The organism is Acinetobacter sp. Q85-2 (assembly GCF_013420555.1).
GTDB lineage: Bacteria > Pseudomonadota > Gammaproteobacteria > Pseudomonadales > Moraxellaceae > Acinetobacter > Acinetobacter indicus.
Genome location: NZ_VOXW01000019.1, coordinates 27,313 through 42,116, shown reverse-complemented (window position 1 = coordinate 42,116; position 14,804 = coordinate 27,313). Strand labels below are relative to the sequence as shown.

Below are 14,804 nucleotides of genomic sequence, written 5' to 3'. Positions count from 1 at the left end.
AATATTTTGTGATTGATCAAAGAGATTTAATAATTTCAATATAAAAAATCGCAGCCGAAGCTGCGATTTTTTAATCACTTCAAGAAGAAATGAGATGATTTTAAGCCACCTGACGGGCATCAATTAACGGACAACCAGTCTGTTGCTGCAGTTCGTCAAAGCTCAGCCCATCCACCATTTCAAGTACAAAAGCCTGATTGTCTTTCAGTTCAATCACACATAAATCGGTATAAATACGGTTAACACAGTGTTTACCGGTAATTGGATAAGTCAGTTCATCTACGATTTTCGCTTCGCCATTTTTGGTGACATGCTCCATACAGACATAGACGCAGCGTGCACCGACCGCCAGATCCATGGCACCACCGACGGCTGGTACCGCATCGGAAGCACCAGTATGCCAGTTGGCCAGATCTCCATTAATTGCCACCTGAAATGCACCCATAATACAGATGTCTAAATGCCCGCCGCGCATAATATCGAAGGAATCAGCAGAATTCATAAAGCTACCACCCTCAAGCATACTGACCAGCTCTTTTCCTGCATTAATCAGGTCATTGTCTGGCTGTTCATCTGCACCCAAGGCGGTAAAACCCAAGACACCATTTTCAGAATGTAAAATGACTTCCTGCTCCGGTTTTAAATAGCCTGCCACGCGTGTTGGCAAACCAATTCCTAAATTGACAAAAGAGCCGGTTGGAATGTCTTGTGCGACGCGTTGTACGATCTGTTCACGTGTACGTTTTTGAATATTCATTATTTAATATCTCCAACCTGAACCACATGCTGTACAAAAATGCCCGGCGTTACAATAATTTCAGGGTCCAGCTCACCCAGTTCGACAATTTCATGCACCTGGGCAATGGTCGTTTTGGCCGCCTTGGCCATAATCGGACCAAAGTTACGTGCGGCCTTGCGGTAGGTTAAATTACCCCAGCGATCAGCCTGATTGGCATAGATCAAGGCATAATCGGCATGAATCGGATATTCCAGCACATAGTCTTTACCGTTAATGTGGCGGGTTTCTTTGCCTTCTGCGATTTTGGTCCCAAAGCCGGTTGGTGTGAAAATGGCGCCTAGTCCTGCACCGGCGGCCTGAATACGACAAGCCAGATTTCCTTGTGGTACCAGTTCCAGTTCAACTTTTCCGGCTTTATACAAATCTTCAAATACAGTGGAATTATTGGCGCGCGGGAAAGAACAGATCATTTTCTTGACCAGTCCAGACAACAGCAAATTGGTCAGTCCACGATCGCCAGACGCTGCATTATTATTGATAATGGTTAATTCTTTCGGACCAAGATCAATTAATGCTTCAATCAGTTCAATCGGTTGCCCTGCCAGACCAAAACCACTGGTCATAATGTGCGCACCATCAGGAATCTGTTTCAGTATTGCCTCGATATCCTGTGTGATTTTATTCATCATCTTGCTTCCTAGCATCTTTTCTATGTTGCGATATACAGATTAATCTGCTTTTTGTGGGTCAAATAAACGGTCTTTAATAAAGAGCGCGGGAATCAGACCACAAAGAAAATAGGCAACGCCCATAATCAATAAACCGGTACCAATTGATCCACCTTGAGCAAAGTAGCCAATGGTTAATGGCGCGAAAACTGCACCTAAACGGCCCACGTTGTAGGCACCACCCACCGCGGTCCCACGGACTTTGGTCGAGAAACTTTCTGTCATATAGGTCGCGTTAATACCGTATGGGATGCCATACAGGAAACCGAAGAACAGCATCAACCAAAGGATATTGTCTGGGGTATTGCCAAATACAATAACTGGAATAAAGATCGCGGTGCCCATGGTCCCGAAGGCAAATACAGCACGACGGCCAATACGGTCAGCAATATAACCGGCAATGACTTTGGTACACATCATGATCAGGAATGTGCCAATCATGTACATGGTCATTTCTTTAAACTTGATGCCCAGATCAGATTCTAAATAAGCCGGCAGCCAGTTACTTACACCGTAATAACCAAACTGTAAAAATGCGGTACTGAATGACCAGAGAATGAACATGCGACGGCTTAAGGCATCTTCAAACACCATTTTGAAGGTATTTTTTGGCTTTTCCTGAACAATACCGCTAGCTTTTGCTTCTTGGCGTGCTTTACGCGCATCGAGCCAAGCCTGTGGTTCTGGCACCAAAAAGTGCATCACTACAGCCAATACAATTGGAATAATGGCGATGTAATACAGATAACGCCAGCCATATTCTGGCAATAACCAGCCTGCTAGCGCCGTGGCCACCACCGAACCTAAGGTCCAGCCGGTCATTAAAGCCGCCAGTACCGTCGAGCGATGCTTGGTTGGCACGTATTCTGCCATGAGCGTGTTACAGGCAATATATAAAGCCCCTAAACCAATTGCAGAAGTAAAACGTAACCACTTGAATTGATCATAGCTTTCTGCGAATCCTAACCAGCAGGTTAAGGTTGAAAAGAGCGCAATAGCAATCACAATCACGCGAACCCGCCCAAAGCGGTCACAAGCCCAACCACCAAAAAAGCCACCAATGGCCATTCCAGCAAGTGTCCAGCTACCTAAGGCACCCGCCTGCATATTCGTTAATGAGAATTCCTGTTTAAGACTGGTCAGACTATAGGCCAATAAGGCGATATCTGCCCCATCCACCAATAATGCTAAAAACGAGAAAATAAAGGCTAAAATCCAGACTTTTTTCTTTGGTCTGTTTTCACCTTCCAGCTGGTGTTGTTGGGAACTGATTGTGTTCATAGCGTCCTTAATATTTCTTTAGCATTCCTGTGCCTGCAGAACTTTTGAGATAACTTATCATCCTGTGATGAGATGATGACTGTTATTCAAACCCTGATTCTGGCTTGGAAAATAATTAAAAACATCCAGTTTTTATTTCCATTTTCCGACTTCATTTTTTGGTATTTACTCTTGCCAGATGAAGTTAAATCATGGTCAAAGTCCATAAAACAGCAGGAGTTCTAGCCAGCAAATGCCGGCTAGAGAGGATCAATTTTTTAGTTAACAAACGCAGCGATTCCGGTCTGTGCACGGCCCAGAATTAAGGCATGTACGTCATGCGTCCCTTCATAGGTATTCACCACTTCCAGATTCACCAGATGACGCGCTACACCAAACTCATCCGAAATGCCGTTACCGCCCATCATGTCACGAGCCAAACGGGCAATATCCAGCGCCTTGCCACAGTTATTGCGCTTGATTAAAGATGTTCCTTCAATCGAGGCAATACCATCATCTTTCATGCGGCCAAAACGTAATGCGGCCTGTAAACCTAAAGCAATTTCAGTTTGCATATCGGCCAGTTTTTTCTGGATTAACTGATTGGCAGCCAAAGGACGACCAAACTGTTTACGGTCCATGGTGTACTGATGTGCGGTATGCCAGCAGAACTCTGCCGCGCCCATCGCACCCCAGGCAATGCCGTAACGGGCACTGTTCAGACAGGTAAATGGACCTTTTAAGCCACGGACTTCCGGGAAAGCATTTTCTTCTGGGACAAACACGTTATCCATCACAATTTCACCGGTGATGGAAGCACGTAAACCGACCTTACCGTGAATCGCAGGCGCAGACAGCCCTTCCCAGCCTTTTTCCAGAATAAAGCCGCGAATGTCACCGACATTGCCTTCAGGTGAAACTTCTTTGGCCCAGACCACAAATACATCGGCAATTGGGCTGTTGGTAATCCACATTTTTGCGCCTGTTAAACGATAACCGCCATCGACTTTTTTGGCACGGGTAATCATGCTGCCCGGGTCAGAACCATGATCCGGTTCGGTCAGACCAAAGCAGCCAATATATTCACCCGTAGCTAATTTTGGTAAATACTTCTGTTTTTGTTCTTCCGAGCCAAATTCATTAATCGGTACCATCACCAGCGAACTTTGTACACTGGCCATAGAACGGTAGCCTGAATCAACACGCTCAACTTCACGGGCAATCAGACCATAGCTGACATAATTTAAACCGGCACCGCCGTATTGCTCAGGAATGGTCGGGCCTAGTAGGCCTAGCTCGCCCATTTCACGGAAAATGGTCGGATCGGTTTTTTCATGACGGAACTGTTCTAATACACGTGGCATCAGCTTGTCTTGACAATAGGCCGCAGCAGTATCACGGATCATGCGTTCTTCTGCAGTCAGCTGCTGCTCCAGCAGGAATGGGTCTTGCCAGTCAAATCTAATTTTTGTCATGTCTATCATCCTTTCTTATTTCGATTAAGCAGTCGCTTGTTTAATCATTTCACGTGCAATGATAATTTGCTGAATCTGGGTCGTTCCTTCATATAAACGGAATAAACGCACATCACGATAGAAACGTTCAATTGAATATTCGCTGATATAGCCGGCACCACCATGAATCTGCAAGCAGCGGTCAGCAACGCGGCCACACATTTCAGTGGCAAACATTTTGGCACATGAGGCTTCAACCGTGACATTCTGACCGGCATCACGCTTACGTGCTGCATCTAGCACCATACATTTGGCTGCATAAATTTCAGCTTTTGAGTCGGCTAACATACCCTGAATCAGCTGGAAATTTGCAATTGGCTGACCAAACTGTTTACGTTCCACCGCATAATTTAAGGCATCTTCCAGCATACGTTCTGCCATACCGACGCTATAGCCGGCAATATGCAAACGACCTTTGTCGAGTACACGCATGGCTGTCTTAAAGCCAACGCCTTCAACTCCACCAATCAGCTGATCTTTATGAACGCGGCAATTATCAAAAATTACGTCACAGGTATATGAACCATGCTGACCCATTTTTTTATCAATTTTGCCCAGACTTAAACCTGGCGTACCTGCTTCAACCAAGAAAGCTGAAATACCGCTGGCGCCTTTAATTTCCGGATTGGTACGCGCCATGACCGTGAAAGTGGTGGCACGTGGTGCATTGGTAATAAAACGTTTGGTTCCATTTAAAACGTAGTAATCACCATCTTTTACCGCACTGGTTTTTAAAGATGCTGCATCTGAACCAGAATCTGGCTCAGTCAAACAGAACGAGCCAATGATTTCACCCGTTGCATAACGTGGTAAATACTTTTGCTTTTGCTCTTCTGTACCATCAATTACGATACCGCTTGAACCAATACCATTGTTGGTACCAATTAAAGAGCGGAAAGCAGCAGAAGTCCGGCCCAGCTCCATCGCCACCAGAATTTCTTCTTCCATGGTGATGCCTAAACCGCCGTATTCTTCAGGAATGGTCAGACCGAACAGCCCCAGTTCTTTCATCTGATCAACAATGTGTTCAGGAATGGCATTATTTTCTTCTACTTCATGCTCGAGTGGAACGAGCTCGTTTTTCACAAAATCGCGAATCGTTGATAGAAGTTGATCAAGCATTTCTGGATCACGAATCATAGGAATCTCCGTTTTATCTGGTTTGGGTAAATTCCTTCACCCTTATTTTCATTTCGCAATACGAAATAAATAATCACAAAATTAAGATTTCAGCAAGAAATTTTATGAAAAAATTTATTTTTTCTATAAATAAGCAAATTTTTACTGAATTTCTGTTTTAATTAATATAGAATAAAATTTCATAATACGAAATTATTTCTTTAAAAATTTAAATTTAAGGATGAATATTAATCAGAAATGATTAAGGGACCATAAAATTAGGCACTAAACAATAAAATTCATTGCTTTATTGGAGGTTTTACTCTAAAAGTACAAACGTTACTTTTATCGTGTTATAAAAATTTATCGCAACCTGTTTGGCCTCGATACAGAATAAAAATCATTTATTTTTTGTGCAATTTATCAATAATTTATGTGTTTTATTTTGTATCGTGAAACTAAGTTGCTATCATATTCATTAATTTACTCTATTTATGCTGAACATGACAAAAAATAAAACAGGTGAAATCCCTAACTTTGATGAAATTCGCTTGGATCCGATTTCGCATATTCACCGCGAAAATAATCCGCAGTTCATTGCCTCTATTGCACGTGGACTTGAGATTTTAAGATGCTTCTCGGCGACCAATCAGTTGTTAGGTAATCAGGAAATTGCGCAAATGACCAATTTGCCCAAACCGACCGTGGCGCGTATTACCAGCACCCTGGTTTCTCTGGGCTATTTAAAACAGTTGCCAAATACGACCAAATATCTACTTGATGTAGGCGTACTGGCATTGGGTTATTCGGCATTAAGCAATATTTCTGCGCGAACGCAGGCTCATCCTTTCATGGAAGAAATGTCACGCTATGCCCAGGCGCCGGTCGCCATGGCCACCCGTGACCGTCTGAATATGATTTATCTGGAAGTAGTCCATACTGACACGACCCTGACCATGCGCCGTTCGGTCGGTTCAACATTACCGATTCATTCCAGTGCCATGGGACGTGCCTGCCTGGCGGCTATGGACGTGAAAGAACGTGAATATCTGTTTGACGCGATCAAGAAAAGACACGAAGAGCAATGGACGACCATTAAACGTAATCTGGAACGTGCGATCCGCGACTATCAGGATTATGGCTACTGTCTGTCTTTAGGTGACTGGGCCAAAGATGTCAACTCTGTGGCGGTGCCATTGATTCATCCTAAACATGGTATTTTGACCTTTAACTGCGGCGCGCCTAGTTATTTGTTAAATCAGGAAAAACTGGAAAACGAGATTGGCCCGCGTCTGATTCATATGGTCAACAATATTGCGATGAATCTCAATAATATCTAAGCACATCATAATCAGGGCGACACAGGTCGCTCTTTTTATTTCGTTCGATATAACCTAATTCCAACACCGCCCTTCCCATGCAAAGCAGCTTTTCTCCTGCGCAACAAAGCTCACAAATCTAAACGTTGAATACAGTCCTATTTCAAATAAAAAGTTAAAAAATAAACTTCAAAACCGATTTATATAATGATATAAATATCGTATAGCGAAATAGGATTTCTTATTATGGAAGATATTAACCGAGAAGCCATGGAGTTTGATGTCGTTATCGTAGGTGCTGGCCCTGCGGGCCTGTCTGCGGCGATTAAAATCCGTCAACTTGCAATTGAAAATAACCTGAATGATCTGTCCGTTTGTGTCGTAGAAAAAGGCTCCGAAGTCGGTGCGCACATCTTGTCAGGTGCGGTGCTGGAACCACGTGCCATCAATGAGCTGTTCCCGAACTGGAAAGAAGAAGGTGCACCTTTAAATGTACCGGTGACAGAAGACAAAACTTTCTTCCTGCTGTCTGAAACCACTTCGAAAGAAGCACCACACTGGATGGTGCCAAAAACCATGCACAATGAGGGCAACTATGTCATCTCACTGGGTAACGTGGTGCGCTGGTTAGGCCTGAAAGCCGAAGAGCTGGAAGTGTCAATTTTCCCGGGCTTTGCGGCATCTGAAATTCTGTACCATGAAGATGGCACCGTAAAAGGCATTCAAACCGGTGACATGGGCATTGGTAAAGATGGCGAACCAACGCATAACTTTGCCCCAGGTTATGAACTGCATGCCAAATATACTTTGTTTGCTGAAGGCTGTCGTGGTCACTTAGGTAAACGTCTGATCCAGAAATTTAACTTGGACAAAGATGCCGATCCACAGCACTACGGCATCGGCATTAAAGAACTGTGGGAAATTGATCCGGCCAAACACAAACCAGGTCTGGTGATGCACGGTGCCGGCTGGCCATTGTCTGAAACCGGTTCTTCAGGCGGCTGGTGGCTCTACCACGCTGAAAACAACCAGGTCACACTGGGGATGATCGTTGATCTGTCTTATGAAAACCCGCACATGTATCCATTTATGGAAATGCAGCGCTGGAAGACTCATCCATTAATCAAACAGTATCTGGAAGGTGGTAAGCGTATTTCTTATGGTGCGCGTGCCGTAACCAAAGGTGGTTTTAACTCGCTACCAAAATTCACTTTCCCGGGTGGTTCCTTAATTGGTGATGATGCCGGCTTCCTGAACTTTGCCAAAATCAAAGGCTCTCATACCGCAATGAAATCCGGCATGCTTTGTGGTGAAGCAGTCTTTGAAGCGATTGCTGCCGGTGTCGAAAAAGGTGGTGACTTGGCCATTGCCCGCGTGACTGAGGGTGAAGATTTCTTTACAAAAGAATTAACGTCTTATACCAAGAAGTTCAACAACAGCTGGCTGAAAGAAGAGCTCTACAACGCGCGTAACTTTGGCCCGGCAATGCACAAGTTTGGTCAATGGTTTGGTGGTGCGTTTAACTTTATCGACCAGAACATCTTTAAAGTGCCATTTACCCTGCATGATTTAGTGCCTGACTTCAGCGCACTGAAAACCGTAGATGCGGTAAGCTTTAAGCCGAACTATCCAAAACCGGATGGCAAGCTGACCTTTGACCGTTTATCTTCGGTGTTTGTATCCAATACCGTACACGAAGAAAACCAGCCAGCGCACCTGAAACTAACCAATGCCTCGATTCCGGTCGATGTGAACTTGCCTAAATGGGATGAGCCGGCACAGCGTTACTGCCCTGCGGGTGTGTATGAAATTATGGAAAATGATGATGGTTCCAAGCGCTTCCAGATTAACGCAGCCAACTGCGTACACTGTAAGACTTGCGACATTAAGGATCCATCACAGAACATCACCTGGGTAACACCGGAAGGTGGTGGTGGTCCGAATTACCCGAATATGTAAGGTAATTCCGATGAGTCAGAACGAAGCTTCTGGCTCATTTACCCAATCCTGAAGACGTTATGAATAACTCTTCACTTTAATTTTGTAGGTAATCCCAGTTCCTTCGGGAGCTGGGATTAATACATTTTAAGCGCGGATTTCATCATCAAAATGGGGCTGTATTGAAACGACAATCGCTGAGCCAAGTGGCTCTGATTTTATAATCAGTCCAGCATTTAAAAATCACTGATTTAATTTAAACACTAAACATCAACGCCAAAGACAACAGCAAGCATAAAAATAACATAGCTGAAACCGCCTGCCAGAATCTAACAGGATTTTTATCCAGCAAGGAAGACTGAACCGGCTTTAAAAAATACCGGTTAGGATGCTTAAGATCATACAGAAATTCCGACAATACCTCATAGCGTTCATTTGGCATCAGGGCCAAGGCCTTATGCAAGGCTCCATCAATCCACACCGGAATATCTGGCCGATATTCTAAAATTGAATGATAACGCACCGTTTTTAGCTGTTTAAGCGTCTGACAACGCGCCAGTTCGGTGCCATAGGGTAACTGTTTGCTAAGTACATAATACAGTACCACGGCCAGTGAAAACTGGTCTGAACGGGTGGAAACCGGCCGCGAGCAAAAATATTCCGGCGCCATAAAGGCCAAGGTGCCCAAAGCCGCGGCATGTTGCGGCTGTGATTCGGAAATCCCCTTGACCAGGGTTGCACCAAAATCAATCAGTTTTAGCTCTAACTGTGCATTCAGCATGATATTTTCAGGGCGAATATCCTGATGCAGCATGTCCAGCCGGTGAAAAGCCTGCAAACCTTTAATGATCTGTTCCGTAATCTGGATGGCGGTTTCAAGCGCAATCGGCTGGCACTGCTGATGCAGCCAGGTATTTAAGGTCTGGCCAGATAAATATTCATAGGTTTGAAAATAATAAGATTTACTGCGCTGATGCGGATAGGCCGCTAAAACTTGTGGATGCTGAATCCGTTTCGCCACCCACTCTTCCAGCAAAAAACGCTCCAGTGCCTGCGCATCCTGGGTTAAATCCAGTGACGGAATTTTAATGACCAGTTGCTGCTGCCACGTCTCATCCCAAGCCAGATATAAACGGCTACGATGGTTCTGGTGCAGTACATTTTGAATCCGGTAGCCTTCAAACTGCTGACCTATGCTTAAATCCGGGGCCAGACTTAGCTGGTTGTGACTTGGCTGAAATTGTGACTGGGCCTGTTGTGGCAGCTGCTGTACCTGTACAATTTGCAGGGTTAAATTGTCAGGACTGCCCTGCGCATCGGCCAGATGGACCAGCATTTCTGCTACCTGGTCAAGATCTAAAGTTTCGGGGCTGTGAAGTGCCTCGATAATTTGGCTGTCCGACAGATATTCATATACACCATCGGTCATCAACAGGAAAATATCATCCTGTGCCAACGGCAGACTTAAATAATCCACCTCTACTTTCTGCGCCACGCCCAAAGCCCGGCTTAAATAGCTTTCCCGGGAAGATAACCAGACCCGATGGTCAACACTGAGCTGTTCCAGCTGCTGCTCACGCAAGCGGTAAATACGGGCATCACCAATATGAAACAGATGTGCGGTCTCATGTTTGAATACCAGCGCGCTAAAAGTGCAGACATAGCCGCGGTCTTTATCGACACGGCCCTGACTTTGCTGGGTCTGGGCATAGAGCCAGGAATTGGTGGCACGAATCACCCGATCGACCGAAGTTTTGACACACCAGGAATCGGGCGTCGAAAAGTAATCGGCCAGAAAACTGGACACTGTGGTTTCACTGGCGATATGACTGACATTGCTGCTGCTGATACCATCGGCAATGGCACAGGCAATGCCCTTTTGCTGTGCCAGATAGCCCTCCGGAACGGCCGCGCCGTGAAAATCCTGATTGCTCTCTTTGCGGCCGGCAGCACTATATTGCCCAAGCCGAATTTGAAGTGAAGTCTGGTGTGAAGATGGCAAAGTGGACATGCGCTGATCTCAACTGGCTGGAATCTTCCCTAATTCCTGAACTCATCCTGTGGGCTTAAAACTTAGAACTCACGTTTTGGTGCAGTGCGGACATGCGTGGTGTAGAGTGCAAGACCAGTTAAAGCCAAACCCCCCACCAAATTACCCAGCGCTACCGGTAACTCATTCCAGATAAAGTAGTCCATCACCGAGAAATCGCCGCCCATCATCATCGCGAACGGGAACAGGAACATATTCACCACCGAGTGTTCAAAGCCCATGGCAAAGAACAGCATGATCGGCATCCACATCGCAATAAACTTGCCACTAACGGTGGTCGACATCATCGCGCCAATCACGCCAAGCGACACCATCCAGTTACAGAGCATGCCGCGAATGAAAATTGTGATCCAGCCAGCTACGCCATATTCTTTGTAGCCCAGCGTCCGGTCTTCACCAATATGTGCAATCGCCAGACCGACCTTGTTTGGTTCGGTCGAAAAGCCGTAGGTATAGACCGCTGCCATCATCACCGCCACAATCAGCGCACCAGTGAAGTTGCCGACAAACACCACACCCCAGTTTTTCAGGATTCTGGCCCAAGTCACGCCCGGACGTTTATCCAGCCAGGCCAATGGTGTCAGGACAAATACCCCGGTCAGCAGGTCATAGCCCAGCAGATACAGCATACAAAAGCCGACCGGGAATAATAATGCACCAATTAAAGGCACGCCGGTTTGCACTGCAATGGTGACTGCAAAAACCGCTGCCAGCGCCAGAATAGCCCCGGCCATGGTGGCGCGGATCAGCACATCACGGTTTGCCATATGTAGTTTCGATTCACCGGCATCCACAACTTTGGTTGCAAATTCGGAAGGTGCAAGATAAGCCATTGCGAGTACCCCTCAACGATTGAAATTTAGCGGTGAGATGATTTGCAAATAAAAAGCGCCCAAGACGACTTTCACGTCTTAGGCGCCATTGCCTGAATCATCTAACATGTTTTAAAAATTTATGGCGTCATTGCCATCAGTTCAGTGGAGATACAGCAAGGAACGTACCAACTTTGGGTGAAAGATAAATTTACGCCATGGTCAGATTCAAGATCTGAGCTGATTTTAAGCTGGCATACATTGTGCTTTTCCCTTCTCAGTGTTTTAGCCATAAGCAGTTGAGGAAATAGATATGATTAGCCACCGCCAACAAGTGACAGACATGATTTTATCTGCCAAGGTACTGAACAATATTCAGTGGTCCAGTGTGGCGCAGGAAATTGGTTTATCCAAAGAATGGGTGACGGCAGCCTGTTTGGGGCAAATGGCCTTGAATAAGGAACAGGCCGAAAAAATTGGTCAGATATTTAACCTGAGTGATGAAGCCGTGGCCTGGCTACAGATTGTGCCGTATAAAGGCTCCCTGCCGACCAGCGTTCCGACCGATCCTTTAATTTACCGCTGGTATGAAGTGGTAAATGTCTATGGTTCTACCATTAAAGAGCTGATTCATGAAGAATTTGGCGACGGGATTATGAGCGCAATTGATTTTAGTATGGATATTCAACGGGAAAGCCATGAAAATGGCGACCGGGTAAATGTGGTGCTATCCGGGAAATTTTTGCCCTATAAATCCTATTAAGATGAGTTTGTGTTGAGCTTAAAACTCTAAGCAATCACAAAAATCTGCGCTTACCTTATTCATAAAGATGATCAAGTAAAGATCAAAACCACATTCATTCCCCCATAAAAATAGGCTTAATCTTCCCGGACAAAAACGATTGCTGTTTTATCCGGTCAGATTAAGCCTATGTTTTTTAGCAAGCTGTACTAGTCCGAGGTAAAGCGTCCATAACGGTCGCGTTTACGCGTGCTGGAAGATGAGCTGCGGCCACGGCGATCGTCGTCGTCATCATCGTCATCGCGGTTGCGACCACGGCGATTGTCATCGTTTATATGACTTCTGGCGCCGGCACGGCGTGCTTCTTCTGACGTAAACTCATGCGCATTGCCGCTGGCATGGGCTGCGCGCCCACCACGACTGGCAATTTCTCTTTGTTCATCTGGATCCATACTCGCAAATCCACGATTTGAAGTACCCTCATTACGTGTATTGGCCATGATTCACCCTTCCTGTTATTTATTTTGATTGTCTATGTTGCGACTCTTTTAAGATAAGAGTGAAAATTAAGATAAACAGCCGCGCTTTGTTTCAGATCATTGGAATGTAGCAGGTCTTTTTTATTTTAAAAAATTAACAGGCTGTATTTAAAATAGTAAAATTTTATTCTTTTAAATATCTTTTTTAATTTTTTACCATCTTTATATTTCAGCTGTTTTTATTTAAAAAATGAAATAATAGACGCGTTAAGATGAAGTGGTTTATTTTCTTAATAATAAAAAATATTTAAATAGAGTCCATAATTTTTAAATATATTCTTTAGTCCCTTGATTTCACTTTCATTGTCTTATGAATTGCGGCTTAAATATAAAAAAAGCCAGTCAGTGAGCGCTGACTGGCGAAAAGGAAGACACAGATAAGTAAGTGAATGTCCGATTTAGTCGACCTGGGTAAAGCGGTTTAAGACAGCAATCGACAGCAGCAATAAGGCCACCAGCGCAAAGACGGTGCTCAGGCCAATGGCTTCACTTAGGAAACCGACCAGCGCCGGGCCACTTAATGAACCGCTATAGGCAATGGTCGATACCAGCGATAAAGCAGCCGCTTTAGGCATAATATTCTGACGTCCGACACGGGAGAACATCACCGGCACAATATTGGAACAGCCAAAACCGAGTAAGGCATAGCCCAACAGGACTACTGCCCAGTGCGGCGCCATCACAATAATGCCTAGACCCAAGGCCGCACACAGCGCGCTATAGGTGATGATGTTTTTCTCGCCCCACATTCTTAATAAACGACGTCCGGAAAAACGGCCGATGGTCATGGTAATGGCAAAGAAAGTATAGGCCAGACCGGCAAAAGAAGCGTCCATCCCAAAGTTGCTAACCAGATAAATTCCGCTCCAATCCATTGCTGAGCCTTCTGATAAAAAGGCAATAAAACAGACCAAACCAATTAACAGAATCATCGGGCTTGGGCGAAATTTCTGCTTCGCTGATGGTGCGGTGTCTTCTGGGGCTGTGTCTGATTTTTTCTCAAGTTCAGACAGGCTGTTGGGAACGGCCAGAATGGCAATAAAGGCCAGCACCGCGCTCATGATTAAAGCGCTCATTAGCGGTGAAACACCCAATGACAGCAGCACAGTCACAGTCAGCACACCAAGTAAACCGCCCAGACTGCACATACCATGGAAGCTGGACATCATATTTTTCAGGCTGTTCTTTTCAACAATCACCGCCTGTAAATTAATGGCCACCCCAAATGCACCCACCGCGGTCCCAAAGATAAACAGCACAATTGCCATGCTTAAGGCAGTACCAAATACCGTCAGTAACGGCAAAATGATCATCGCTGCAACCAGCGCAATCCCGATTAAAATACGGCAGCCAATACGCTGGATTAACAGACCGGCCGCAGGCATGGCCAGCATCGATCCAATCCCCATACAGAGTAGCAACAGGCCAAAGTCTGCATGGTTTAAAGAAAGACGTTGTTGTGCAAATGGAATGAGCGGTGCCCAAGATGCCGTACTTAAACCCAGACCAAAAAAGCTGAGTTTGGTTGCCAGACCTTGTGCATTGAGCTGGGCAGATGCATCGACGACTGTGGTTTTGGAAAACAACATGTATGTGCCACCTTCTAAAAACAGGGCATCCCATTCCAAAAAATTGTCCATAGAAAAACCCCTGCACACTTATAGGAAAATCTATAAACTTGCAGGGGCTTTTGTTGGCGGAATTATACACAATTCACAGCACTGTACAGCCCTTTTTTGTCTATTTTACAAACAATTTTGTAATGACAAAAAGTACTTCATTTTTCTCATTTTTTTGAAAAATTCCAGCTGCAATATTTTTATATAATCATTTAAAAACAAATGCTTAATAAGTTGATTGTTTTATTCAATCAGTTTAATGAGTTTTAGTGATTGCCTGAAAATTGGCTTACATACAGATACACAGCCCTGCCCTTTCAGTTTTGATTATTTCGACCGCTCAACCATCTAGCTGATGCAGGATTAAGCGTTTAAACCAATAAGTAGCTAGAGATCTTCTGTAGTTTATAATTTTTATTTAAAAA

At 44.9% G+C, this 14,804-nt stretch carries 11 protein-coding genes and 1 pseudogene; 3 read left to right on the top strand and 9 right to left on the bottom strand.

The genetic code is table 11. The features are described 5' to 3' along the window. Positions 1-100: 100 nt before the first annotated feature. The 5 genes from FTT68_RS10940 to FTT68_RS10920 form a co-directional block, all read right to left on the bottom strand. Positions 101-757, bottom strand: coding sequence for a 3-oxoacid CoA-transferase subunit B (locus FTT68_RS10940; protein ID WP_104473207.1), 657 nt, complete (start codon positions 755-757; stop codon positions 101-103). Beyond that, positions 757-1,428: a 3-oxoacid CoA-transferase subunit A gene (locus tag FTT68_RS10935; protein ID WP_005178033.1), complete on the bottom strand. Its 672-nt coding sequence runs from the start codon at positions 1,426-1,428 to the stop codon at positions 757-759. The genes FTT68_RS10940 and FTT68_RS10935 overlap by 1 nt, the downstream gene beginning before the upstream one ends. 39 nt (positions 1,429-1,467) lie before the next feature. Then, positions 1,468-2,748, bottom strand: coding sequence for an MFS transporter (locus tag FTT68_RS10930; protein ID WP_168406543.1), 1,281 nt, complete (start codon positions 2,746-2,748; stop codon positions 1,468-1,470). Between the two features lie 257 nt (positions 2,749-3,005). Further along, positions 3,006-4,211, bottom strand: coding sequence for an acyl-CoA dehydrogenase (locus tag FTT68_RS10925; RefSeq protein WP_034597549.1), 1,206 nt, complete (start codon positions 4,209-4,211; stop codon positions 3,006-3,008). A gap of 15 nt (positions 4,212-4,226) precedes the next feature. Further along, a complete protein-coding gene (locus FTT68_RS10920) occupies positions 4,227-5,381 on the bottom strand; it encodes an acyl-CoA dehydrogenase family protein (RefSeq protein ID WP_005178038.1) in 1,155 nt (384 codons plus the stop codon). Positions 5,382-5,863: 482 nt separating this feature from the next. Between FTT68_RS10920 and FTT68_RS10915 the strand changes: the two genes are divergently transcribed. Both FTT68_RS10915 and FTT68_RS10910 read left to right on the top strand, forming a co-directional pair. After that, the gene (locus FTT68_RS10915) at positions 5,864-6,700 is read left to right on the top strand and encodes an IclR family transcriptional regulator (protein ID WP_034597686.1); all 837 of its coding nucleotides are present in this window, start codon (positions 5,864-5,866) and stop codon (positions 6,698-6,700) included. A gap of 225 nt (positions 6,701-6,925) precedes the next feature. Next, entirely contained in the window at positions 6,926-8,638 is a 1,713-nt protein-coding gene (locus tag FTT68_RS10910) for an electron transfer flavoprotein-ubiquinone oxidoreductase (protein ID WP_180057630.1), read from the top strand. Positions 8,639-8,873: 235 nt separating this feature from the next. Here FTT68_RS10910 and FTT68_RS10905 read toward each other — a convergent pair whose 3' ends face one another. Together FTT68_RS10905 and FTT68_RS10900 are read right to left on the bottom strand one after the other, a co-directional pair. After that, positions 8,874-10,628, bottom strand: a complete 1,755-nt coding sequence (locus FTT68_RS10905) for a bifunctional protein-serine/threonine kinase/phosphatase (RefSeq protein WP_180057627.1) — start codon at positions 10,626-10,628, stop codon at positions 8,874-8,876. Between the two features lie 62 nt (positions 10,629-10,690). Then, positions 10,691-11,500: a formate/nitrite transporter family protein gene (locus tag FTT68_RS10900; RefSeq protein WP_005178046.1), complete on the bottom strand. Its 810-nt coding sequence runs from the start codon at positions 11,498-11,500 to the stop codon at positions 10,691-10,693. 292 nt (positions 11,501-11,792) lie between these two features. On the opposite strand from FTT68_RS10900, the gene cynS reads away from it, so the two are divergent. After that, complete coding sequence (gene cynS, locus FTT68_RS10895; protein ID WP_005178047.1) at positions 11,793-12,242, top strand: cyanase; 450 nt, start codon at positions 11,793-11,795, stop codon at positions 12,240-12,242. A 209-nt stretch (positions 12,243-12,451) separates the two neighbouring features. On the opposite strand, the pseudogene FTT68_RS10890 reads toward cynS, so the two are convergent. Both FTT68_RS10890 and FTT68_RS10885 read right to left on the bottom strand, forming a co-directional pair. Then, positions 12,452-12,721: pseudogene (locus FTT68_RS10890) on the bottom strand (KGG domain-containing protein); the annotation flags it as partial. A 437-nt stretch (positions 12,722-13,158) separates the two neighbouring features. After that, entirely contained in the window at positions 13,159-14,400 is a 1,242-nt protein-coding gene (locus tag FTT68_RS10885; protein ID WP_180057682.1) for an MFS transporter, read from the bottom strand. Positions 14,401-14,804: the final 404 nt, after the last annotated feature.